We start from the raw sequence: 22,216 nt of genomic DNA, 5'->3' as shown, positions 1-22,216 counted from the left end.
CGGCCAGCAGGATAACGGTGACGAGTTCGGGCACCCCACCGACATTCCAGGAATTATCTTAAAAAATAGGGCATTAAATGACGGAGGTGACTATTCCGTATGAAAGGAAAAAGCAATGCTGGCGCAGGTCAGACCGACTATTCTTGTACGTGATTTGTATTTTTGTACAACCTTGCGTGTATTATAAGACTAATCCTGGCTGGCTGCCGCGTTAACCTAATCAGGTTGTAGAATTCCCGGTAGTAGCGAAATTCATTTCCTGTGAGCAGCATGTTATCCCGGCCAGACTGGTTGGGATTTTTTTTGCCTGTCGCCGGTGAGTCGGTGTAAGAGCGAAGGGTGCCGTAGGTAACGGGCGAAAAAAAGCCCGCGCTGCGCGGGCAAAAATCCTTGTTACTTTGCGCTGCCCTTAGAGGTTGGTGCAGTCAGTCAATGGTAGAGCGGCCAGCTGTCAGAAGTCTCGCCCGGTCACGTAAAGAAAGTGAAAATATCTGCCGGGTCGGGTGCAGGATTTACCCACTTTTACCCGCAGATGACGGCGAGATAAAATTCACTGGCTATACTCTGGGTTCGGGTAACCCCGTAAGATAAAACAGATAATGGAGAATTTATGGACTTTTTACGAATTGTAATTGCGATTCTGTTACCCCCACTGGGCGTATTTATGCAGGTCGGATTTGGCGGTGCCTTCTGGTTGAATATTCTGCTGACGCTCTGCGGCTATATTCCTGGGATCGTTCATGCGGTATGGGTGATTGCGCGTCGTTGATGCTCAACGCAGACCCTGTGCTTTATAAGGTTTTCGGGTAAACTAGGCCAAAAAATTGCGCAGGAGGATCGATGCAGGTCAATGACAGGGTAACGGTGAAAACCGACGGCGGGCCACGCCGGGAGGGGACAGTGCTGGCCGTGGAAGACTTCAGCGAGGGCACCATGTATCTGGTGGCGCTGGAAGACTATCCGCTGGGAATTTGGTTCTTCAATGAGATGGGGCACCACGACGGAATTTTCGTGGAACCTCACCCGTAACAAACGCACAGGGGGCGAGCCTTTGACGGTCGCCCCCGACGATGCGCAGTCCTGAGACTCATCGCATCCCTTCCTGGTCAGCCCCCGTTTTTATCAGAACGTTTCCCAGTGGTCATTGCTGCTCGCCAGGGCTGGTCGCGCTGCAGCCAGAACAGCAGGTTTACCGCTGACTTCACGGGTTTTTACCGGCGTTGCGGGGCCAGCGCTCAACTTAAACGCAGAAACCGCCTGTGTCAGACGTGCAGCCTGTTCTTCAAGCGAGGCGGCAGCGGAAGAAGCTTCCTCAACCAGAGAGGCGTTCTGCTGAGTGACGTTGTCCATTTCAGTCACCGCCATGCTGACCTGCTGGATCCCCTTACTCTGCTCGTCCGACGCTGCGGCAATTTCTGCCATGATATCGGTTACGCGTCGCACGGCATCGACAATTTCACTCATCGTGTTACCCGCCTGACCGACCTGCGATGATCCCTTACCGATTAAATCCACGGACTCAGAAATCAGCCCTTCGATCTCTTTTGCCGCGCCTGCGCTGCGCTGCGCCAGGTTGCGGACTTCGCTGGCGACGACGGCAAAACCGCGTCCCTGCTCTCCGGCTCTGGCGGCTTCAACGGCCGCATTCAGAGCCAGAATATTGGTCTGGAAGGCGATACTGTTGATCACCGTGGTGATTTCAGCAATTTTCTTCGAGCTGGTGGAGATATTGTTCATGGTATTCACAACCCCCGTGACAATATCGCCCCCCTGACGGGCTTTACCGGAGGCATCAGAGGCCAGCTGGCTGGCGTGGTGCGCGTTTTCGGCGTTCTGTTTGACTGTCGCGGTCAGCTCTTCCATGCTGGCAGCGGTCTGTTCCAGCGCTGAGGCCTGCTGTTCGGTTCGCGATGACAGGTCAGTATTACCGGCAGAGATTTCACTCGATCCCTGATAAATTGCCACAGCACCTTCCCGAACCGTTCCTACGGTTTTCACTAACGCCTGCTGCATCAGTTGCAGGTTATTCCCCAGACTGCCAATCTCACTGCGTCCCCAGCTTTGCAACGGGGCAGTCAGATCGCCACGAGAAATGTGCTCGATGCGTTCGACCGCCTGACGTAAGGGCGTAATCACCACGCGGCGCAGGAAAATAAAGGTTGCCAGTGTTAACAGCAGCGCAAGACCAAAGGCACCCGCCATCATGATGAATCCGAAGTGAGTCTGAGATTTCGCGGCGGCATTCAGCCCTTCAGCGCGTTCAGTACGCAGTTTAATGGCTTTAAACAGCAGTTCATTATAGGCGTCGTCCAGTTTCCGGGTGTAGTCGGTTTCCTGGGCAATGACCCCTTCGAAGCTGCCATCGCTGGCACTTTTCACCATCGGTACCAGTCCCTGAGTGATATAGGCTTCAAAGCGTTTCTTCAGGTCGACATCCAGCGCTTCCCCTGCCGGCGTTTTCACCGGGCGATTCAGGTACACATTAAAACTGTCTCGCGCCATCTTGATGCGCTTGTCGGTGGTTGCCAGATTGGCCTTAAACTCGTCCATTTCACCAATGCGCGCAGAAGCCCCGGCGTGGATCACGGTCAGGCGGGCTGTGCGCAGGTGGTTGGAGCTGTTTGAGAGCGCGGTGCGAATCTGGATCTCTTCAGTCACATCGTTCAGTGACTGATTACTCTGGATTAGAAAATAACTGGCGAGGCCAATACACAGGGCGAAAAGTAGCAAAATTCCACCAAGAATAGTGGCAAACAAAGGAACCAGACGCAGATGCTGCCAGAAGCTGATGGCCTGTTGTTCGTGAGATTGTTGTTGTTGTTTCATATCCTTTGCTCTCATTCAGATAGGGACGAAGGAACACTCCGGTCGTCTTGAAAGCATCGGCATTGTGATGAAAAGGATTAGGACTGTAATTGAGAGCAGGCTCACAAAATGAGCTTTTTGTGCAGGAAGGCAGAGAAGCCGACGTCAGCCAGCTTCTCAGAAATATTATCTTACATTGACATAAATACCGCTGGTAACGTTATCAGTTAAACGAACAACATGATAAATAACCTGCTTATTGTGAGTTTTTATTTTACGTTTGATATTACCTTTGTGCGATGACACTGTTTTTGCTTTTATTTGCATTTTGTCTGAAATCTGTATGGTGTCATGACCAGACATCCACATTTTAAGCATGTTCGATTCGGTCTGACTCAGCGTCAGTGGATGTACCTCGAAGCCTGAAGTATAGCGAGGTGAGACATTGAGGTTTTTTTGAAAATAGCTACTCAGTAGAGAATCCAGTGTTGAAGGCTTTATCGATTTTGATGTAATAATCAAGTTCTTACGAACGTAGAGGTATTCCTCAAAATGGATATTGGAGATGGCCATAAATATGAAGAACAGCGTATCAGGGTGTTGCATAATAATGTTTCTGATTCGCTGACTGGCATCGGATTCATGGATGAAGCAATCTTCATTAATAAAAACCACACCCGGTTGTAGTTGCTGGCATTTAATTTGTAACTGTTCTATGTCATTCACCGAGGTTATATTTTTCTTTTTAACCCCTTTTACTGCCATATAGTCAGTTAAACCCAGCCGTGTATAGTTACATGAATCCATAATAATCGTTGGCATAATAGCGACCCTCACCAATTTGTTATCCGTTTAAATCAACGATGAATTACGCGCGTTCGGTACGAGTGCAAGAGTTCTGTATTCACGATCTTGTTATGTTTACCCAGCATTAGCAAAGCTTTGCCATTGATGGCGAGGGTACTGATTCGTCCTTGCTGGCAGGTAATTTGAGTTTTGGCGCGGCGATAACCTGCCTGTGTACCACAGTCAGCCTGTAAGCAAGATTTCTGCTTACTAATCTGACTTAAAACAGCATTTTAAGTAGTTTTCCGCCTGCTTTTACACACTATCGCGCAGAAAACAGAAAACTCGGATAGGACGATTCTTAAAAACATTCATTCTCCGAAAGTGTATGCCTGCGGAGAGCATTGACAATGCCGTAAAATGTATTTTAAAACAAGATAAACCGCGAAAAATAAAAATCCCATAAAAAACAGTTGGTTGAGTGTTTTTTAACCGTTAACTCTTTCGCAACAAATCATCGGTTTGAGGGGTTAAAATACGCTAACTGGGTTTTAATAAGAATAATTTTCATCGCACAGGCGCATTTATCAGAATTTCCTTAAGGAAATTCTGCAAATAATCGGGTGAAAAATACACCAATGTATTTTGATTGCTTAACAATGCTTTTGTGGGAAACGGGAAATAGGTAAGATTACTTACCGGGTAATTCACTGAGGAGCGTGGCCAGTAAATCGAACACTTCACTGAACAGATGTTCGCAGAAAGGGCCAAGCAGAGGCATCATCAGGATGATAAACACCATACCGATTGATAAGGTGACCGGGAAGCCGATGGCGAAAACGGACAGTTGTGGTGAAACGCGGTTTAACAAACCCAGGGCCAGGTTTAAGGTGAGGAGCAGAGTGATTAACGGTAACGCTAATCTCATACCATTAAGGAAAATCAGACTGGCCGCCTTGGTCAGAACCATAAAGGCATTGCCGTTAAGGGGTTCTCCGCCGATGGGTAAGGTATGAAAACTGTCTGCCACCATCGAGATTAACCATAAATGGCCGTTGAAAGACAGAAACAGTAGCATGGCCAGCATGTCCAGAAAGCGTGCCAGAACCGGCATGTTCAGACGGCTGCCAGGATCGAAGAAGGTCGCAAAGGACAGTCCCATCTGCAAACCAATCACTTCCCCCGCCGTTCGCACGGCAGCGAAGGCGAACTGCATCGTAAAACCGATGGCTACGCCAATCAGTATTTGCTGAATCAACAGCCAGAAGCCACCGACGGAGAACAGCGTGACCGTCGTCGGCGGTAATGAAGGCACCAGTACCCAGGTAATCATCACACCCAGGCCGATTTTAACTTTGCGGCTGATTGCTTTTTCATTGAGGATCGGGGCTGTCATGATCAGCGCCAGCACGCGGGCGAGGGGCCAGAATAGCTGACTGATCCAGAACAGAAGTTGACTACTGTCAAAAAGAATCATTATCCGATCGTATAAGGCAGGTTGCTGAACAGCGTACGCATATAATCGAGTACCAGATTGAGCATCCATGGGCCGGCAATCACGATGGTGGTCACCACGGCCAGGATTTTAGGGATAAAGGAAAGCGTTTGTTCGTTGATCTGTGTTGCAGCCTGCAGCAGGCTGATCAATAGCCCGCTGACCAGTGCAGCCAGCAGCAGCGGGGCGGCCAGAGCCAGCGCAATCTTCATGGCCTCGTGCCCCATTACCATTACCGATTCAGGTGTCATTATTGTGGCTCCGTGTCAGGAATAAAAACTCTGGGCCAGCGAACCGACCAGTAACTGCCAGCCATCCACTAACACAAATAGCATAAGCTTAAAGGGCAGTGATATGGTCGCGGGCGGCACCATCATCATCCCCAGCGCCATCAGCACGCTGGCCACCACCAGGTCGATAATCAGGAAAGGAATAAAAACGGTAAAGCCAATCTGGAAAGCGGTTTTCAGCTCGCTGGTCACATAGGCCGGCAGCAGAATACGCATCGGAACGGCTTCCGGTCCGGCAAGCGGTGGCGTATTGGCCAGGCGAGCAAACAGTGCCAGGTCGGCTTCACGCGTCTGTCGTAGCATAAATTCACGCAGCGGCTGGGCACCTTTTTCGATAGCATCCTGCATGCTGATCTTATCTTCACTGAAGGGCAGATAAGCGTCGGTATAAATTTTGTCGAACACCGGACTCATAATAAAGAAGGTCAGGAACAGTGACAGGCCGAGCAATACTTGGTTCGGCGGTGCTGAGGGTGTGCCCAGTGCGTTACGTAACAGGCCGAAAACGATAATGATGCGTGTAAAACTGGTCATCATCAGCAAAATGGCCGGCAGGAATGTCAGCGAGGTGATAAACACCAGCGTCTGTACCGGCAGTGACCAGCTCTGGCCACCGCCAGGCATCGGTTTACTGACCAGGCCAGGTAACTGAGCATAGACATCGGGAGCCAGCATCAGCAAACTGAGCAGCAGCAGTGGAAGGATGCGTTTCATTTTTTCTTTCCGGTGCTTTTCATTAATGACTGCAGCACCAGACGGAAATCGGGCTTAGGCTCAGTGGCGTCAGTCTCTTCCGGCGCGGGGCTGGCAGGCAGGGTATGCAGGTGAGTGATCTGCTGGGCAGTGACGCCCAGCACCAGACGCGCATTATCAACATCGACAATCACCACGCGTTCACGCTGTCCCAACGAGCAGCTTGCACTGATATTCAGCGTTTTGCTGCCGGCACGTCGCGAGGCAAAACCCAGCCGTTTGGCCAGCCAGGCGCAGGCGAGAATAAGAAGAATAATCGCTGCCAGTACGCTGCTCACCTGGGTGAGCATGGAGCCAGTAGAAATGGCCGGCGCGGGAGTGACCGGCTGATGCTGGGTGGTATTCATTTAGCGGCTCAGACGACGCATACGTTCAGTCGGGGTAATAATGTCGGTGATGCGTACGCCATATTTATCGGCGACGACCACGACTTCACCCTGAGCAATAAGGTATCCGTTAATCAGAATATCCAGCGGTTCACCCGCTAATCCGTCCAGCGCAACGACTGAACCCTGCGAAAGACGCAGCAGCTCTTTGATGGTCATTTTGGTGCGACCCAGCTCGACGGTCAGTTTGACCGGGATATCCATAATCATATCGATATCCTGCACAGACCCGGAGACATCACCCAAATCCAGCGATTTAAAAACGCCTTCAGTGGAGGTCGACTTCACCTGTTCATTCATTGCGTCAGCCCACAGGTCGTCCGCAGAGATGTCGTCATCGGACGGCTTATTCGTATCACTCATCGGGCTGTTCCTCATTCAGCGAATTCAAAATCGGGTTGATCAGGTGTTCCACGCGCAGGGCGTACTGCTTATTCAGCGTTCCGTACTGGCTGGTCAACACCGGCACGCCATCGACATGGGCGATGATGCGGTCAGGTTTTTCAATCGGTAATACGTCACCCGGCTTCAGCGCCAGCAGACGTGAAATTCTCATCGACACTTCGGCAAAATTGGCCACCAGTTCCAGCTCTGAGTGCTGAACCTGTTTGACCAGGGTGTCACGCCAGTTTTCATCTTCGCTACGTGAATTTTCCAGCGGGGGATTAACCAGCGTTTCACGCAGCGGTTCGATCATGCTGAAGGGGATGCAGATATTAAATTCACCCGTCAGGTTACCAATCTCAACCTGGAAAGGCGTAGTGACTACGATATCGTTAGGCGAGGTGGTGATATTGGTGAATTTCACCTGCATCTCAGAACGAACGTATTCCACGTCCAGCGGGTAGATAGGTTTCCAGGCATCGCTGTAGCCGTCCAGTGCCAGCTTCAGCATACGACGGATAACACGTTGCTCGGTGTGGGTGAATTCGCGTCCTTCCACTTTCGTCGGGAAACGACCATCCCCCCCAAACAGGTTATCTACGGCGATAAACACCAGACTCGGCGAGAATACCACCAGTGCCGTGCCACGCAGCGGCTTGAGGTGGATAAGGTTAAGGTTAGTTGGCACCGGCAAATTACGGGCGAACTCATGGTATGGCTGAATCTTAATCGCGCCGACCGAAATATCCGGGCTGCGGCGCAGCAGGTTAAACAGCGCCATACGATAAGAACGCGCAAAACGTTCGTTAATGATCTCCAGTGCCTGCAGACGCTCACGAACGACGCGGCGCTGCGTATTGGGATCATAGGGGCGAATGTCGCTTTCGCCGCCGCTACTGACCTTATCTTCTGTCGCACTATCGCTGTCGCCATTGAGTAGTGCGTCAATTTCTGCCTGAGAAAGAATGCTATCGCCCATAAATTTACATCACCGCAGTATGAAGGCCGTGAAAAGAACATCCGTCACGACCTGCTGTGGTTGTCCCTGCACCAGCGGAGGTGCCAGTACCTGTTTTATCTGTTTCATTAATTCCTGCTTACCTTGCTCATTCGCTAACGCCGAGGCACTTTGACGCGAAAGCAACAGCAGCAGACGACTACGGACTTCCGGCAGATAATCATTCATACGACGACGCGTTTCTTCGTCGGGCAAACGCAGGGTAAATCCTACGTAGAGCACACGATCCGGATCGTTGTCGGGATTGATCAAGTTAACCGTAAAAGTATCCAGAGCAAAAAATACCGGCACAGGTGGTGGCTCCGGCTTGGCTGCCGCAGCGGCATCGGCCGGAGTTTTCATCATGCGCCAGACTGTATAGCCCGCCACGCTGCAAGCGACCAGAGTCACAATAAGTAACACCGGTATCAGGAGCTTACGTTTGCCGCTTTTGGCTTTAGCGTTATCAGTCATATTAGCTGTAACTTCCTGTGATTATTTTCGGGGGCGGTGCCACGTAATCCACTGTCCCACGGCGTTATGAGCAAATTATCCCTTGTCTTGCGCCAAACAATAGGCAGAAAAGACGCGAGTTTTGCCATCAGCTTACGCGTTTGTTACCGTCAGGCGAAAATATCAACAGCATTGGAGCCGGCTGCGCGCGCCTGCAGGGCGGCAGGTACGGCAATTGGCGTCACATCACTGTCATTTTCATTAGCAAGACTAAACGGGCTTCCGTTGTTATTGCGCTGCTGTTCCTGCTGGCCGGTAAAGGACTGGCCCTGCTGGAAAGCATCGCTACTGACATTACTTTGACCCAGATTGATGCCGCTTTCAGCCAGCGAGGCGCGCAGTTGAGGCATTGCTGCCTCCAGTGCTGCCCTGACCTGGCTCTGATTCGACACCATACTCAGCTGGGCCTGGTCGTTATCCAGTTTCAAACTGATCTGGATACTGCCCAGGTCCTGCGGATGCAGATGCAATTCGGCGGTCTGTTGCCCGTTGCGACTGAACATCAGGATCTGTTGTCCCAGTGCCTGCTGCCATTCCGGACTGCCCAGCTGAGAATTCAGCATAGGAGTTGCCGGTGCACTCACGACCGAGGTTGAGGTCGGCGTAAGTAATGAAGACGCGGTACTGATCACATTATTGGTTATCGTCGCAGCAGGGGCAGAACTTGAATTTTCTTTATCGATATCTTTGCTGACATTGCTCATAACCTGCTGAAAAGCTGAGTCGATAGGGTTAGCCGCCGGATTTACTGACGTTTTGGCCGCGCCGACGCTATCGGAAGATTTTGCACTAACAGGAACCAAAAGTGCGCTATCACTATTTTTTGACTGCGCAGCAGTATCTTCCCCTTCTTCACCTTTTCCTTTGCCTAACGCCGCGCTTAACGCGTTCAGGGCCGACTGCTTATCGCTTTTATTCAGTCCGGTGGATAGCAGGTCGCTACTTTTTGCTGCCGCCGTGGCAACAGGAACGGCTGGGTTGTTCGGTAACATCGCGTAAAGTGCCTGCAACGCCTGAAGGTCGCTATCGCTGAGGACCACCGCAGGCGTCTCTTTCTCGTCTTTCAGCACGTCTTCTTTCGCGTCAACCTGGCCCTTCTGCGGATGCAACAGCGCGGTGAGTGCTTCGGGTTTATCCAGTACAGCCAGCAGATCGCTGATCCCCGGTTTTTTAGCGGTTTTGCCATCCGCATCCGCGGCTTCACCGATATTTTCTTTCACCACACCGCCGCTGCCCTGTTGGGCCAGCGATAAAAGATGGTTACCCAGCAGGGTGATAAACCCCTGTTGTGAGGTCTCGCCGCCAGTAAGTGCGTCGCCACCGGCATTGCTCAGGTCGCTTTCGCGGGCCTCGCCGGTGGGGGTGGTTTTGGCGCTGGCATTCGTCGCCGTGGCTGCCGTTGGTAAGGTAATCATTCGCCTTTCCTCTGTGATGCCCGTTGGGCAAATTCATCATTCCGCTTCTGATCGAGACGGTTTTCTTGTAAGAGAGCGGTCGCAAGGGCACGGGACTGTAGTGTCTCGTAGGCATGCAACCGCTGCTGTTTGTCGCGCCACAGGCGCAGCGCGTTCTCCACCCGGGTATTCCAGTGCAGCAGCTGCTGGCGATGTTGTTCTATCGCGTTTTCCAGCGTCTGAATAAACTGGTGATAGTTGTACCAGCGGGTGCTGGCAATCCCTTCGCTCATGGTGGTGTTGAGATTTTTACGGTACTCATCCTGATAATTAAGCAGCATGGTCAGCTGCTCATCGGCCTGTTTTTGTGCGCGACGTACGTCACCTAACTGAATGGCGGCTTTTTCCACGTCTTTATGCGCAAGGTCGCGCAGCGTGTCGATAGCAGAAACGGTCTTTGTCATAAAGCCTCCAGTCAGGCGGCGTCACGCAGCAGGGCGTGATGCGTTGTCAGATGAAACTTAACCAAAAATGGCCTGCAGATGCAGACTGGCATCGTCGAAGGTACTGCGCTCAAACATGCCCTGCTGCAGAAACGCTTCCAGCTCGGGATACAGCTTGATCGCTTTGTCCAGCGTCGGGTCGGTACCGGCGGCATAGGCCCCCACGCTGACCAGATCGCGGTTCCGCTGGTAGCTGGACAGCAGCTGTTTAAACTGGCGAACCCGCGCGTAGTGGGTGTCATCGATCAGATGCGCCATTACACGGCTGATCGAGGCTTCAATATCAATAGCCGGATAGTGACCGGATTCCGCCAGGCGGCGTGACAGAACGATATGACCATCAAGGATGGCGCGGGCGGAGTCAGCAATCGGATCCTGCTGGTCATCCCCTTCGGTCAGTACGGTATAGAAAGCGGTAATCGAGCCGCCGCCGTCGATACCGTTCCCGGCGCGCTCCACCAGTGCCGGCAGTTTGGCAAATACGGACGGTGGATAGCCTTTGGTGGCCGGAGGTTCACCGATGGCCAGCGCAATTTCACGCTGGGCCATGGCATAGCGGGTCAGTGAGTCCATGATCAGCAGGACATGCTGACCGCGATCGCGAAAATCTTCGGCAATACGCGTGGCGTAAGATGCCCCCTGCATACGTAATAAAGGAGAGACATCGGCCGGCGCGGCAATCACCACCGAACGGGCACGGCCCTCTGTACCGAGAATATTCTCAATAAAGTCTTTCACTTCACGGCCACGTTCACCGATCAGGCCAACAACAATCACATCGGCTTTGGTGTAGCGGGCCATCATGCCCAGCAGCACGCTTTTCCCGACGCCAGAGCCCGCAAACAGCCCCATGCGCTGGCCGCGTCCGACGGTCAGCAGGGCATTGATTGCCCGTACGCCGGTATCGAGAACGTCCGTAATCGGGGTACGCTGTAACGGGTTAAACGGGGGCGTATTCAGCGGCGCACGATAGCCGGTTTCCGGCGCAGGCAGGCCGTCCAGCGGGCGTCCGCTTCCGTCCAGCACGCGTCCAAGCAGCTCCGGCCCCAGCATCATCTGCTTACCGCTGTTCTGCTTATCGCCTGCAATACGTGCATAGACGCGGGCACCGGGCAGGATCCCTTCGACCTCTTCCAGCGGCATCAGCAGCAGTTTCTGGCCGTTAAAACCGACCACTTCACTTTCGACTTCACTGACGCCCTGGCTGTCGTGACGTTCAATGACGCAGGTGGCACCCAGCGGCAGCTGTAAGCCCGTGGCTTCCAGTACCAGGCCGGTGGCGCGGATCAGGCGACCATAACGACGGACGTCCGGCACCTGAGCCAGACGCTTTTCGAAATTGTCGAGTACGCCAAGCCAGCGCGACAGGCGAGTGGTCATTACAATTCTCCCGGTGCGGCCAGCCGGCACAGTTCGTGCCAGCGAGTCGCAATACTGGCATCCAGATCGCCATCCTCGGCGCTGACCTTGCAGCCGCCGGGGTGGATGGTGCTGTCACCCAGCAGACGCCAGCCGTGCAGACTGAGCGTGGCGCCCAGCGTGGTTTCCACGCGCGGCAGATCGTCCGGATGGACGCGCAGCGTCGGTTTGCCGCTGAACATGGGTTCCTGCTGCAGCATGCCCTGAATCTGACGGTGCAGGGCGGTGCCATCAACGTGTGGGGCCTGACCGATGACCTGGCGCGCCGCCTCCAGTGCCAGCTGCATCAGGCGGGAAGCGATAACACTGTCCAGCGCTTCCAGCGTGTGATGAAACTCTGAAACCAGTTGCTGCATCCGCGCCTGTAAAGGCGCCTGCTGCTGCTGGGCATCAGCCAGTCCCTGCTGGAATCCGGCGTCATAGCCGGCTTTCTGGCCTTCAGCAAAACCGCGCTGCTGGCCTTCCGCATAGCCCAGACCCTGGGCTTCGTTGCGTACCTGGGCCTGAAGCTGTTCTAACTGAAACTGCTGCTCATCGACCGGATCTTCTGTGACGTCGGGTAACACCAGCTCTTCGATCAGCGGCCGGTCCAGGCTTGCCAGATCGTTGGGCTGCCAGCGCTGCCAGGGCAGGGAAGCGTTATCAGACATAAGTTTCCTCGCTGCCACCAATCACCATCTCGCCACTTTCGGCCAGACGACGGACAATCAACAGAATCGCTTTCTGTTCGTTTTCGACCGCAGACATACGCATCGGGCCACGGTTGGCGAGGTCGTCGCGCAGAATATCGGCTGCACGCTGCGACATGTTGCGCAGGAACTTCTCGCGCAGTGGCTGTTCGGAGCCTTTCAGCGCCACCAGCAGCGATTCGGATTCCACTTCCTGCAACAGGCGCTGGATGCTGCGATCGTCCACTTCGACGAGGTTTTCGAACAGGAACATTTCGTCGATGATTTTTTGTGCCAGCTCGCCGTCGAACTCGCGAACCGCTTCGATAACCGCTTCTTCCTGCTGTGTTTTCATCAGGTTGATAATCTCGGCCGCGGTACGTACACCGCCCATCTTCGCACGCTTGAGATTCTGACCATCCAGCAGGCCGTTGAGCACTTCGGTCAGTTCTGCCAGCGCCGCTGGCTGTACGCCGCCGAAGGTGGCAATACGCAGCATCACGTCGTGACGCAGACGCTCGTCGAACTGGGCCAGAATATCGGCCGCCTGGCCACGTTTCAGGTGAACCAGGATGGTGGCGATGATCTGCGGATGTTCGTCGCGGATCAGGTCGGCAGCCGCCTGAGGTTCCATAAAGTTGAGCGTGTCCATCCCGGAGGTGGTTTCGCGCGTTTCGAGAATATCTTCCAGCAGGGTGGAGGCTTTCTCCTCGCCCAGCGCCTTGATCAGTACAGAGCGCAGGTAGTCATTGGAGTTGAGGCTCAGGGCCGCATACTGCTCCGCATCAATTTCAAATTCGCGCAGCACGTCGGTCAGCTGCTTATGAGACACCTGACGCATGTTGGAGATGGCAGAGCTGAGATGCTGCACCTCGCGGGAGTCGAGGTGTTTGAACACCTCGGCCGCGCGATCTTCGCCAATCGTCATCATCAGAATGGCGCTTTTTTCAGTACCGGTGAGACTCATAGTTCGTCCTTCATCCACTGGCGAATAACCAGAGCAACAACGCGTGGGTCATTTTCTGACATCTCACGAATACGCTGACTCATGACCTCAGCACTCATGCGGTGCTGAGATTTACGTTCCTGATCAAGTTCATCTTTCGACAGCTTGACGGAGATACCGGACTCTTCATCTTCAGCGCGGCGTGCCGCAGCCACAGATGCTGCTTCAAGCGCTGCTTTCTCCTGCTCAGCCCGGCGACGCAGCTGTGGGCGTACCAGTTTGCGGTACAGGATGAAGGCGACAATCAGCACCAGTAACCAGCGGCCCGCTTCAAACATCTGCTCGATAAATGCCGGCTGTTTCCAGAATGGCAGGTCATCGCCCAGGTCTTCGTTGGCGGTAAACGGCGAGTTGACGACGTTCAGGCTGTCTCCACGCTGTTCCGAGAAGCCCATCGCTTCACGGGTGAGGTCTTCAATCTGTTTAATCTGTGCTTCATTCAGTGCCACCGGCTTACCGGCGGCATCTGTACGGTAGTTGACGACCACCGCTACCGACAGACGCTGTACTTCACCGACATTCATCTTGGTGTGCAGGATGGTGCGGTTGACTTCATAGTTCGTCGTGTTATCGCTACGGGTATTGGACGGGACGGTTTTCTGTGCCGTTGACGTCGCTGCATTCGCCGCTGCGTTGTTCGCCGTATTGGCGCCTGCGCCATTCGCATTATTGGCGTTCGCATTGTTTGCATTGTTATTTGGCGTAGTAACCGGGCCTGCGTTGGCCGGTGCCGGCTGGTTTGACAGGGCACCCGGAACGCCGCCAGGGTACTGACCACCCAGTTGTTCGCTGTCGCTGGTCTGGCGTGAGCGAATGGCCTGCTGGTCAGGGTTGCTGTTGGGTTTGTACTGCTCGTCCGTCTGCTCACGCTTATTGAAGTCGATTTGCGCGGTGACCTGCGCATGAACATTACCGTTACCGACAATCGGGCCGAGGATGGTTTCAATACGCTGCTGATAACGTGTTTCTACGTCACTGGCATATTTCAACTGGGTGTCATTGAGGTCACGCCCGGTTGGATCGTTCTGAGTCAGCAGGCGACCGGCCTGGTCAACGACGGTCACATTACCCGGGGGCATCCCCGCGACGCTGCTGGACACCATATGCACAACCGCGTTGATCTGGCCTTCATCAAGCGCCCGACCCGGCTGCAGGGCCAGGGTTACGGAGGCAGAAGGTGATTTCTGTTCGCGCACGAACAGCGTGGGTTTCGGCATGGCCAGGTGGACGCGAGCACTTTTCACCGGGCCGAGCGTTTCGATAGTGCGTGACAGTTCACCTTCCAGCGCCCGCTGGTAGTTAATCTGTTCGCTAAACTGGCTGATACCAAACTTCTCTTTATCCAGCAGCTCAAAGCCCACAGCGCCACCTTTCGGTAAACCCTGTGAAGCGAGGCGCAGGCGCAGTTCGTGTACCTGTGCGGCAGGAACCAATAGCGCGCCACCCTGATCGTCGAACTTATAAGGTACGTTCATCTGGGTCAGCTGCGTGACGATAGTGCCGCCATCCTCATTGCTGAGGTTGCTAAAAAGAACGCGATAATCTGGCTGCTTAGCCCACAGCACCATCGCAATGATGATGGCAACAACCGCGGCCGCCGCGACAATAATCGGGATGCGGGGGTTTGCGCGTAGGCGAGCGAACAGGTCATTCAGACCTTTCTTCTCTGGATTATCCTGCGTGACAGTTGCATTCATGACTCGTTCCTGCCTGACAGTTGACCGGACTGCTGCGTGTAGTGTCGTAACAAAACTGACTCCCTGATGCGCTGGCTTAAAAAATTTCCACCTCAATGGAGTGCCATTATTTTCTGAAACGAGAAAATCGATGGCTGGATAAGGTGTGATTTATGCGGCTATTTAGCGGCTTTGTCTTATTGACATTGTGTTAAGTTTGTCAGCAATCGTAATCACTACATCGTTCGTTCGGGGGAATTCATGGCTATTCAGGGTATTGAAGGTGTAATGCAGGCACTGCAGACCACGGCAATGCAGGCGGCGGGTGGCAAAGGCGCGGACAGTGCGTCAACGGCAGATTTTGGTGCAGAGCTGAAAGCCGCGCTGAACAAGATCAGCGAAGTCCAGACGGAATCACGTGCCCAGGCACAGGATTTCCAGATGGGTAAAGAGGGGGTTTCGCTGAATGACGTCATGGTCGATATGCAGAAGTCCAGCGTCTCTATGCAAATGGGGATTCAGGTGCGTAACAAGCTGGTCAGTGCGTACAGCGACATCATGAACATGCAGGTGTAGAAATCATAACCTACTAAAATTAACAGGTAGGTTGCTATCCCGTGTGACTCTGGGGCATCAGTGGGGCAAACTCGTAAGCTGTCGGGTTCATCAGGCTTAATCGCGCATCATCGTTTTCAGCCTCCACGCCCCATAACCCGGGGAAACTGCCTGACGTCAGCATGGCCCATCTGTGTGGCTATGAAGTTTGGATTATCTCCAGCTTACATAGGCCAGCATCTATATCTATACTCGGACTGAAATACCTTACTTTAACGAAGCCCGGCATCTTAGGGTGGCACATTCCTTAAGCATCATTGTTAAGAAGGCGGGCAAAGCATTTATGACATAGTCTGAGCAAGTCAATAAACGTAAAGTAACTGGATACGGGGCGGCTTTTAGCAGTCAATGGCGATAGCGGAAAAATGTTATTTAAGATAGCTATGTTTTAACTGATGCATGAATCCCCATCTTGTACCAACCTTATCAATGTTAGATATGCATCTTTTTTTTTCCTGAAGCGGTTGAAAATTTAATCGAGTACAATAGTTTTGTTTTCAATATCTAAGGTTGAGATCAGTTGGCTTTTTTTTCGGAGATGCCAGACTATTTCCCCGCCCGCTTGACAAATAATTTTTATTGATCTTCAGGTATCATATAATATTAACCTTAGTGGCACTGAGTCAGTTAGTGTAGTTTGCAATTCTCAGGTGGCAATAATTGAAAAATATTATGTATCCATGGGAACTACGTATACTTCCTTCCAGGCTGACAACACCACCCGAATGCAGGTGTTGGGTGAAAATGTTTTGGAGTTACGTCAGGGACAAACACACCTGATGGTAAGTGAACCTTTTTGACGAGCCAGGAAGAACTAATAGATTGAAATACAATGGAAAAAAGTAATAGAAACATTGTGCATAAAGGTGAAGTGGCCGTTTGGCATGACGGTACAGGCCACTGCATCAAAATGGGAGTTGACCCGGCAAGCTTATAGGATGGTTCCCCTTGGTAAACAGTAAAAAAGGCCGTAAAAGCGAACATGTTTTACAATGATCTCTCCGCTAACATAATTCACTTCCAAAGAGCTTGCCTGCCAATACCTCATGTGGGAAAATCTGAACCCTAACTCCCCTGAAAAACCTCAAAATTAGATGATTCAATGTCAATTACAAGGATAGATTTTAAGCTCGCGATCCCTCAGATCTTGTTGTCACTGTTTGGCCTAATAATTACGTTGTGGGCATTTTACCCCGGTATCGTTAGCAGTGATGCGCTAGACCAGTACGAGCAAGGCTCTCGTTTTATATTTACAGACTGGCATCCTCCTATAATGAGCTTTATCTGGTCATTAACAGATAAAGTAATACTGGGACCATTTGGCATGTTGTTGCTTGAGTGCGCTATGTATTGGGGTTCTCTACTGCTATTGTCAATTTCTATTCCTGCAAAACATAAAATCCTTTCTTTGTCTGTAGTAATTGTGGGGTTCATGCCATTTGCATTGGGAACCCTCAGCCATATCCTGAAAGATGTTTTTCATGCAGTAACATGGATGTTAGCTGTTGGTTTAATTTCTGTAAATGCTAAAAGTGAATCAGGAAAGAGGAAAGCGATTATATTTGCCAGTCTCTTACTGGTGGTGGGGAGCATGTTTAGGTTTAATGCCATATTCGGCCTCCTTCCCCTAGTGTGGTTATTACTTGCAAAAGTGAATATTGATGCATGGAAAAAGTGGAGCATCGTATGCTTTGCATTTCCTTTATGTACAGTCCTTATCACTTCCGTATTTAACTACCAAATACTTAACGCATCTAAATCAAAGGCATATCAATCTTTGATCGTTTTTGATATTGGAGGTGTGTCACATTTTGCTGATAAAAACTACTTCAACGAGGAATGGACTTCTGCTGAAGATAGCAAGGTGCGTACCGATTGTTACGATTCAAGATCATGGAACAGTTATGCATGGGGGCCTTGCGCGTTTATTTTGAAAAGATTAGTTGCGTCAGGTTCATGGGATGATGGTTCACTGATGCGAAATTGGCTTGGGGCCATGCTCCATCAGCCGAGAGCATATCTTTACCACCGCTATGAAAACTATATGAACCTTCTGTGGCAGCCAGGAGGCATTCTTGAGGAAAGGACTGCGAAGAACTCACTAGGCTTCGACTTTGAAAAGACGGTTGTCTTTAGTGTGCTACAAGAAATAACTGGCGCACTGCAGAAAACTTATTTATTTAAACCAGGTTTCTGGTTGATTGCGTCATTGATATTTTCGTTGTATGGGCTATTAACCAGAAAAGGAGAAGTAAGGAATCTGATCATTGCTTTGAATACATCGAGTTTCCTTTACCTGTTTGCATATTTCTTTGTAGGCGTAGCCTCTGACTTCAGATATGCATACTGGTCTATCATTGCTACGTCAGCTAGCGTTCCTTTTGTTTTACTATCTATCAAAACTAGAAAAAATTAACCGAGGTTAATATGCAATACCGTGGTCAGCACGTTGCATTGATAGTTCCATGCTACAACGAAGAGTCGGCGATTGAAGCAGTAATTTATGGCTTCCGTGAGACAATGCCTGAAATCGATATCTATGTCTTCGATAACAACTCCAGCGACCGAACAGCACAGGTTGCAGAAGCAGCAGGCGCGAAAGTTATCTCAGTGAAATTACCAGGAAAGGGTAACGTAGTAAGAAGAATGTTTGCGGATGTTGAGGCTGATATCTACGTTATGGTAGACGGTGATGCAACCTATGAGGTAAGCGCTGTTCGTTCGCTGGTAGATAAGCTTCTCGATAACCACATGGATATGGTTGTTGGATGCAGAAAAACCAAAGATAAAATGGCTGGGGAGGCATACCGTAGGGGCCACCAGTGGGGAAATTACATGCTCACGCACAGCGTGGTGAAAATCTTCGGAGGCAACTTCACAGATATGCTCTCTGGTTACCGTGTGTTCACTCGCAGGTATGTAAAATCATTCCCGGCAATTTCTCGCGGATTTGAGATTGAAACAGAACTAACCGTTCATGCATTGGAACTGCGCATGCCATACGGTGAGGTTATGACAGAATATGGAGCCCGTCCTGAAGGTTCTGTAAGTAAGCTTTCTACATACAGAGATGGTTTCAGGATTCTGAAGATGATTGCAAGGCTATATATAACTGAACGACCCTTTGCCTTCTTCGGCATTTGTGCGCTATTAATGGCTATGACATCTGTCATACTTGGCTTCCCACTCCTGACAGAGTTCCTTAGAGACGGTTTGGTTCCAAGACTTCCAACTGCAGTTCTTGCGGCATCAATCATGATTGCCGCTGCACTGTCATTCGTCTGCGGATTGATCTTGGATAACGTTACTAGAGGGCGACATGAAATGAAGAGACTGGTATATCTCGGAATACCTCTTCCATTCATGAGCAAAGATAAATGATGAAAACTCTGAGAGAAGTAGTTTTCTTCGCGATTAGTGGCGGACTTGGATTTCTGGTAGATACGGTCATCCTTTACCTCCTGATAGATATTTTCGGTCCATACATAGCAAGATGCTTCTCTTTTTTCTCCGCTGTTTTGTTTACGTGGGTTTTTAACAGGAGCATAACCTTCAAGGATAAAAGCTCCAATATGAAGCCCCGAGCAGAATTCGCGTCATATCTTGTGCTGATGCTGTGCGGCGGTGCTGTTAACTATGGTCTTTATAGCTGGCTTATCTCCAATTACCGATTTGTCTTGGTTCAGCCAGTGATCGGTGTTGCAGCAGGAAGCATAGCTGGTATGTTTGTCAATCTCGCCACATCAAAACTTATACTGTTTCGTAAAGACGTCTAAGCATTGATATAACTGCGGGTTTTCTAAAGATATAAGCCCTCATCTGAGGGCTTTCAATATCTGTTGTTATATGATCTTGCCGCTTTAGAGCTAAAAGACATTAATAATTTTCTTTCTTGTCATCTTTTGCGCCACATAAAATTATCTTTTTGATCTCACCTAAGTTAATTATATAGCATCGCTACGAGTTGCTTGAGCTGGTAATGTTGAGTTGCCTAATTTAATAAGCTGCTTTCCAAATGTTATAAACGGTTTCTCGATGTACTCATGTGTTAACCATGAAGCCGTGATAGAGGCGCAAATAATATATGCGAATCGAGATATTCCCTTAGTGCTTTCATACATAGGAACATAAGTAGGATAATAAATCATTACATAAATAACGATGACGTGTGTTAAATAAAGCGAATAAGATATATTTCCAAGTGTATTAAGAATTGCATTTTCACCTATGCTGTTTGTTTGTTCGTAAATCATTAAACCAATCATTAAAACTAATGCCCACAACCCAAAGTTAGCCGGTCCTGAACCAAAACGATACTTACTGAAGTAACAAATAAAAGTAAAGGATAGGCATGAAAAAAGAAAAATCCCTGAAAAATATGGCATTTTGATTTTTGCAATAAATTTATATAATACCATTCCATAAATAAATTCGACCATCATGGGGGATGCAATGAAATTTAAAAATGGATAGCTTGTGTTATTAAGGGTTGTATCTCCAGAAATAGATATGCTTCCATTATAAACTTTCTGAATAATCACTCCCGGCAGGAGGAGTAATACTGATGATATCAGTACTCTATGCTTGTGGTTGAAGGACATTGATATAGTAAAAATAAGATAAAAGTAGAGTTCATATGTTAACGTCCATGCTGTATAGAGAATGTTATAACCGAAGAAAGGACCATGAAGTGAGTAGTTTGTATGGATTAATAGAGATGATCGTAATAATGAGGCTATCTCTATTGGTTTAACATAATTTACAACAAAATAGCATATTAGCAGAGAAATAATAAAAACAGGATAAATCCTAAAAAATCTGCGTAAGACAAATGATGCAGGGGCTGAACGATTCTTATCATGTGTGGAATATGCGATAATAAATCCGCTTATAATGAAAAAAAGGTCAACCCCAGCCTGTCCGCCCAGAAACAAAAAGTTCCCTAAGTCTTTTATTCCAAACATTCCATTCAGAAATTGTCTTGCATGAAACCCTACTACCAACAAAGCAGCTATTCCACGGAGATAGTGAATTGAGTTTATTTTATTGTGCATTTTTCCCGACGCAGTGCTGATTCATTAATGGTGGTAGTTTAACATCTGTCAAGAATTCATCAAGAATTCATCAAGAATTCATCAAGAATTCATCAAGAATTCATCAAGAATTCGTAAGGTTCTGAGTGGAAAAATGAACTCAAATATCACTACAATGACAGTTCTCCCTACCTCGCCTGATTGATGCTTATCGCCCCCTTGACCTGCCCCCGGGATTAGATACAACGCTCAGTTAGTAATGTCGGATCCTTCACTCTCAGAATTACCCTTTCGCCAGGCCGCCGCAAATTCAGACGGCGTCCGATAATTCAGCGTGGAGTGCGGGCGACACTCGTTATAATCCTGACGCCATTCACTGATGGTTTTCCTGGCATGGCTGATATCGTTAAACCAGTGTTCCTTCAGGCATTCATCGCGAAAGCGTCCGTTAAAACTCTCAATAAATCCGTTCTGCGTTGGCTTACCTGGCTGGATAAGCCGTAGTTCCACACCATGCTCAAAGGCCCATTGATCGAGCGCGCGGCAGGTAAATTCCGGGCCCTGATCTGTTCTTATTGTCGCCGGATAGCCCCGAAACAACGCGATGCTGTCCAGAATACGCGTGACCTGAACGCCTGAAATACCGAAAGCAGCGGTGACCGTCAGACACTCCTTCGTGAAGTCGTCCACGCAGGTAAGGCACTTGATCCTGCGACCGGTGGCCAATGCGTCCATGACGAAATCCATCGACCAGGTCAGATTGGGCGCCGCCGGACGGAGCAGCGGCAGACGTTCTGTTGCCAGCCCTTTACGACGTCTTCTGCGTTTTACGCCCAGGCCACTGAGGTGATAAAGCCGGTACACGCGCTTATGATTAACATAAAGCCCTTCACGGCGCAGCAACTGCCAGATGCGACGGTAGCCAAAACGCCTGCGCTCCAGTGCCAGTTCAGTGATGCGCCATGATAAATGTGCATCAGCAGCTTGACGCTGAGCATCATAACGGCAGGTCGACAGGGACAAACCTGTAAGCCTGCAGGCACGACGTTGTGACAGACCGGTCGCATCACACATCAACACCACGGCTTCCCGCTTCTGGCCCGTCGACAGTACTTTCGCCCCAGAGCCACCTGAAGCGCCTCCTTATCCAGCATGGCTTCGGCAAGCAGCTTCTTGAGCCTGGCGTTCTCTTCCTCAAGCGACTTCAGGCGCTTAACCTCGGGCACCTCCATACCGCCATAATTCTTACGCCAGGTGTAAAAGGTGGCGTCGGAAATGGCGTGCTTACGGCAGAGTTCACGGGCGGATATCCCGGCTTCGGCCTCGCGGAGAATACTGATGATTTGTTGGTCGGAAAAACGCTTCTTCATGGGGATGTCCTCATGTGGCTTATGAAGACATTACTAATATCGGGGTGTACTAATCAACGGGGAGCAGGTCAACCACTAAGTCAGGCGAAACCCATGAAGGCCTGATGAACGGATCGCAGCCTG

The 22,216-nt window shown here is 50.4% G+C and carries 23 protein-coding genes; 6 read left to right on the top strand and 17 right to left on the bottom strand.

Translation table 11 applies throughout. From position 1 onward, the window contains the following. Window positions 1–610 precede the first annotated feature (610 nt). Both K6L24_RS13235 and dsrB read left to right on the top strand, forming a co-directional pair. Window positions 611–769 carry a YqaE/Pmp3 family membrane protein gene (locus K6L24_RS13235; RefSeq protein ID WP_017800079.1) on the top strand — a complete coding sequence of 53 codons (159 nt, stop codon included), beginning with the start codon at window positions 611–613 and terminating at the stop codon, window positions 767–769. Between the two features lie 71 nt (window positions 770–840). After that, window positions 841–1,029 carry a protein DsrB gene (gene dsrB / locus K6L24_RS13230; protein ID WP_062743707.1) on the top strand — a complete coding sequence of 63 codons (189 nt, stop codon included), beginning with the start codon at window positions 841–843 and terminating at the stop codon, window positions 1,027–1,029. 93 nt (window positions 1,030–1,122) lie between these two features. Here dsrB and K6L24_RS13225 read toward each other — a convergent pair whose 3' ends face one another. The 15 genes from K6L24_RS13225 to fliF form a co-directional block, all read right to left on the bottom strand. Then, entirely contained in the window at window positions 1,123–2,826 is a 1,704-nt protein-coding gene (locus K6L24_RS13225) for a methyl-accepting chemotaxis protein (protein WP_062743706.1), read from the bottom strand. A 165-nt stretch (window positions 2,827–2,991) separates the two neighbouring features. Next, complete coding sequence (rcsA, locus tag K6L24_RS13220) at window positions 2,992–3,627, bottom strand: transcriptional regulator RcsA (protein ID WP_062743705.1); 636 nt, start codon at window positions 3,625–3,627, stop codon at window positions 2,992–2,994. Window positions 3,628–4,282: 655 nt separating this feature from the next. Then, a complete protein-coding gene (gene fliR / locus K6L24_RS13215) occupies window positions 4,283–5,068 on the bottom strand; it encodes a flagellar biosynthetic protein FliR (RefSeq protein WP_062743704.1) in 786 nt (261 codons plus the stop codon). Continuing rightward, the gene (gene fliQ / locus K6L24_RS13210) at window positions 5,068–5,337 is read right to left on the bottom strand and encodes a flagellar biosynthesis protein FliQ (RefSeq protein WP_062743703.1); all 270 of its coding nucleotides are present in this window, start codon (window positions 5,335–5,337) and stop codon (window positions 5,068–5,070) included. Before fliQ ends, fliR begins: the two co-directional genes overlap by 1 nt. Before the next feature lie 15 nt (window positions 5,338–5,352). Continuing rightward, window positions 5,353–6,090, bottom strand: coding sequence for a flagellar type III secretion system pore protein FliP (fliP, locus tag K6L24_RS13205; RefSeq protein ID WP_062743702.1), 738 nt, complete (start codon window positions 6,088–6,090; stop codon window positions 5,353–5,355). Then, on the bottom strand, window positions 6,087–6,476 hold the full coding sequence (fliO, locus tag K6L24_RS13200; protein WP_062743701.1) for a flagellar biosynthetic protein FliO: 390 nt from the start codon (window positions 6,474–6,476) through the stop codon (window positions 6,087–6,089). Before fliO ends, fliP begins: the two co-directional genes overlap by 4 nt. After that, a complete protein-coding gene (fliN, locus tag K6L24_RS13195) occupies window positions 6,477–6,878 on the bottom strand; it encodes a flagellar motor switch protein FliN (protein ID WP_062743700.1) in 402 nt (133 codons plus the stop codon). After that, window positions 6,871–7,878: a flagellar motor switch protein FliM gene (gene fliM / locus K6L24_RS13190; protein ID WP_062743699.1), complete on the bottom strand. Its 1,008-nt coding sequence runs from the start codon at window positions 7,876–7,878 to the stop codon at window positions 6,871–6,873. Before fliM ends, fliN begins: the two co-directional genes overlap by 8 nt. 9 nt (window positions 7,879–7,887) lie before the next feature. Beyond that, a complete protein-coding gene (fliL, locus tag K6L24_RS13185; protein WP_062743698.1) occupies window positions 7,888–8,370 on the bottom strand; it encodes a flagellar basal body-associated protein FliL in 483 nt (160 codons plus the stop codon). 149 nt (window positions 8,371–8,519) lie between these two features. Further along, complete coding sequence (locus tag K6L24_RS13180; RefSeq protein ID WP_222681553.1) at window positions 8,520–9,824, bottom strand: flagellar hook-length control protein FliK; 1,305 nt, start codon at window positions 9,822–9,824, stop codon at window positions 8,520–8,522. Then, entirely contained in the window at window positions 9,821–10,267 is a 447-nt protein-coding gene (gene fliJ / locus K6L24_RS13175) for a flagellar export protein FliJ (RefSeq protein WP_062743696.1), read from the bottom strand. The genes K6L24_RS13180 and fliJ overlap by 4 nt, the downstream gene beginning before the upstream one ends. 57 nt (window positions 10,268–10,324) lie before the next feature. After that, the gene (fliI, locus tag K6L24_RS13170) at window positions 10,325–11,686 is read right to left on the bottom strand and encodes a flagellar protein export ATPase FliI (protein ID WP_062743695.1); all 1,362 of its coding nucleotides are present in this window, start codon (window positions 11,684–11,686) and stop codon (window positions 10,325–10,327) included. Next, window positions 11,686–12,375 carry a flagellar assembly protein FliH gene (fliH, locus tag K6L24_RS13165; RefSeq protein ID WP_062743694.1) on the bottom strand — a complete coding sequence of 230 codons (690 nt, stop codon included), beginning with the start codon at window positions 12,373–12,375 and terminating at the stop codon, window positions 11,686–11,688. Before fliH ends, fliI begins: the two co-directional genes overlap by 1 nt. Next, the gene (fliG, locus tag K6L24_RS13160; protein WP_062743693.1) at window positions 12,368–13,360 is read right to left on the bottom strand and encodes a flagellar motor switch protein FliG; all 993 of its coding nucleotides are present in this window, start codon (window positions 13,358–13,360) and stop codon (window positions 12,368–12,370) included. The genes fliH and fliG overlap by 8 nt, the downstream gene beginning before the upstream one ends. Beyond that, entirely contained in the window at window positions 13,357–15,096 is a 1,740-nt protein-coding gene (gene fliF, locus K6L24_RS13155; protein ID WP_062743692.1) for a flagellar basal-body MS-ring/collar protein FliF, read from the bottom strand. Before fliF ends, fliG begins: the two co-directional genes overlap by 4 nt. A gap of 240 nt (window positions 15,097–15,336) precedes the next feature. On the opposite strand from fliF, the gene fliE reads away from it, so the two are divergent. The 4 genes from fliE to K6L24_RS13135 all read left to right on the top strand — a co-directional run bounded on the left by fliE (window position 15,337) and on the right by K6L24_RS13135 (window position 19,466). Beyond that, window positions 15,337–15,651, top strand: a complete 315-nt coding sequence (gene fliE / locus K6L24_RS13150; RefSeq protein WP_062743691.1) for a flagellar hook-basal body complex protein FliE — start codon at window positions 15,337–15,339, stop codon at window positions 15,649–15,651. A gap of 1,312 nt (window positions 15,652–16,963) precedes the next feature. Next, complete coding sequence (locus K6L24_RS13145; protein ID WP_244634619.1) at window positions 16,964–18,106, top strand: hypothetical protein; 1,143 nt, start codon at window positions 16,964–16,966, stop codon at window positions 18,104–18,106. 11 nt (window positions 18,107–18,117) lie between these two features. Then, complete coding sequence (locus tag K6L24_RS13140; protein ID WP_191927140.1) at window positions 18,118–19,071, top strand: glycosyltransferase family 2 protein; 954 nt, start codon at window positions 18,118–18,120, stop codon at window positions 19,069–19,071. Then, window positions 19,068–19,466, top strand: coding sequence for a GtrA family protein (locus K6L24_RS13135; protein ID WP_191927139.1), 399 nt, complete (start codon window positions 19,068–19,070; stop codon window positions 19,464–19,466). Before K6L24_RS13140 ends, K6L24_RS13135 begins: the two co-directional genes overlap by 4 nt. 168 nt (window positions 19,467–19,634) lie before the next feature. Here the strand turns inward: K6L24_RS13135 and K6L24_RS13130 are convergent, their stop codons facing one another. Next, entirely contained in the window at window positions 19,635–20,744 is a 1,110-nt protein-coding gene (locus tag K6L24_RS13130) for an acyltransferase family protein (RefSeq protein WP_222681552.1), read from the bottom strand. Window positions 20,745–20,972: 228 nt separating this feature from the next. After that, window positions 20,973–22,093 (bottom strand): IS3 family transposase gene (locus K6L24_RS13125; RefSeq protein ID WP_222681551.1). Its coding sequence is split into 2 segments (ribosomal slippage): window positions 20,973–21,835 and window positions 21,835–22,093, totalling 1,122 coding nucleotides; the frame shifts between segments, so codons are not numbered across the junction. Window positions 22,094–22,216: the final 123 nt, after the last annotated feature.

Origin of the sequence: Erwinia persicina (assembly GCF_019844095.1) — a bacterium.
Taxonomy (GTDB): domain Bacteria; phylum Pseudomonadota; class Gammaproteobacteria; order Enterobacterales; family Enterobacteriaceae; genus Erwinia; species Erwinia persicina.
The sequence above is the reverse complement of the archived record's forward strand: the minus strand, read 5'-3'. Positions and strand labels throughout refer to the sequence as shown.

What these genes read in the sequence shown, in the direction of transcription:
- K6L24_RS13235 (WP_017800079.1), top strand. Translation starts at nt 611, where the DNA reads ATGGACTTTTTACGAATTGTAATTGCGATTCTGTTACCCCCACTGGGC.
- dsrB (WP_062743707.1), top strand. Translation starts at nt 841, where the DNA reads ATGCAGGTCAATGACAGGGTAACGGTGAAAACCGACGGCGGGCCACGC.
- K6L24_RS13225 (WP_062743706.1), bottom strand. Translation starts at nt 2,826, where the DNA reads ATGAAACAACAACAACAATCTCACGAACAACAGGCCATCAGCTTCTGG.
- rcsA (WP_062743705.1), bottom strand. Translation starts at nt 3,627, where the DNA reads ATGCCAACGATTATTATGGATTCATGTAACTATACACGGCTGGGTTTA.
- fliR (WP_062743704.1), bottom strand. Translation starts at nt 5,068, where the DNA reads ATGATTCTTTTTGACAGTAGTCAACTTCTGTTCTGGATCAGTCAGCTA.
- fliQ (WP_062743703.1), bottom strand. Translation starts at nt 5,337, where the DNA reads ATGACACCTGAATCGGTAATGGTAATGGGGCACGAGGCCATGAAGATT.
- fliP (WP_062743702.1), bottom strand. Translation starts at nt 6,090, where the DNA reads ATGAAACGCATCCTTCCACTGCTGCTGCTCAGTTTGCTGATGCTGGCT.
- fliO (WP_062743701.1), bottom strand. Translation starts at nt 6,476, where the DNA reads ATGAATACCACCCAGCATCAGCCGGTCACTCCCGCGCCGGCCATTTCT.
- fliN (WP_062743700.1), bottom strand. Translation starts at nt 6,878, where the DNA reads ATGAGTGATACGAATAAGCCGTCCGATGACGACATCTCTGCGGACGAC.
- fliM (WP_062743699.1), bottom strand. Translation starts at nt 7,878, where the DNA reads ATGGGCGATAGCATTCTTTCTCAGGCAGAAATTGACGCACTACTCAAT.
- fliL (WP_062743698.1), bottom strand. Translation starts at nt 8,370, where the DNA reads ATGACTGATAACGCTAAAGCCAAAAGCGGCAAACGTAAGCTCCTGATA.
- K6L24_RS13180 (WP_222681553.1), bottom strand. Translation starts at nt 9,824, where the DNA reads ATGATTACCTTACCAACGGCAGCCACGGCGACGAATGCCAGCGCCAAA.
- fliJ (WP_062743696.1), bottom strand. Translation starts at nt 10,267, where the DNA reads ATGACAAAGACCGTTTCTGCTATCGACACGCTGCGCGACCTTGCGCAT.
- fliI (WP_062743695.1), bottom strand. Translation starts at nt 11,686, where the DNA reads ATGACCACTCGCCTGTCGCGCTGGCTTGGCGTACTCGACAATTTCGAA.
- fliH (WP_062743694.1), bottom strand. Translation starts at nt 12,375, where the DNA reads ATGTCTGATAACGCTTCCCTGCCCTGGCAGCGCTGGCAGCCCAACGAT.
- fliG (WP_062743693.1), bottom strand. Translation starts at nt 13,360, where the DNA reads ATGAGTCTCACCGGTACTGAAAAAAGCGCCATTCTGATGATGACGATT.
- fliF (WP_062743692.1), bottom strand. Translation starts at nt 15,096, where the DNA reads ATGAATGCAACTGTCACGCAGGATAATCCAGAGAAGAAAGGTCTGAAT.
- fliE (WP_062743691.1), top strand. Translation starts at nt 15,337, where the DNA reads ATGGCTATTCAGGGTATTGAAGGTGTAATGCAGGCACTGCAGACCACG.
- K6L24_RS13145 (WP_244634619.1), top strand. Translation starts at nt 16,964, where the DNA reads ATGAGCTTTATCTGGTCATTAACAGATAAAGTAATACTGGGACCATTT.
- K6L24_RS13140 (WP_191927140.1), top strand. Translation starts at nt 18,118, where the DNA reads ATGCAATACCGTGGTCAGCACGTTGCATTGATAGTTCCATGCTACAAC.
- K6L24_RS13135 (WP_191927139.1), top strand. Translation starts at nt 19,068, where the DNA reads ATGATGAAAACTCTGAGAGAAGTAGTTTTCTTCGCGATTAGTGGCGGA.
- K6L24_RS13130 (WP_222681552.1), bottom strand. Translation starts at nt 20,744, where the DNA reads ATGCACAATAAAATAAACTCAATTCACTATCTCCGTGGAATAGCTGCT.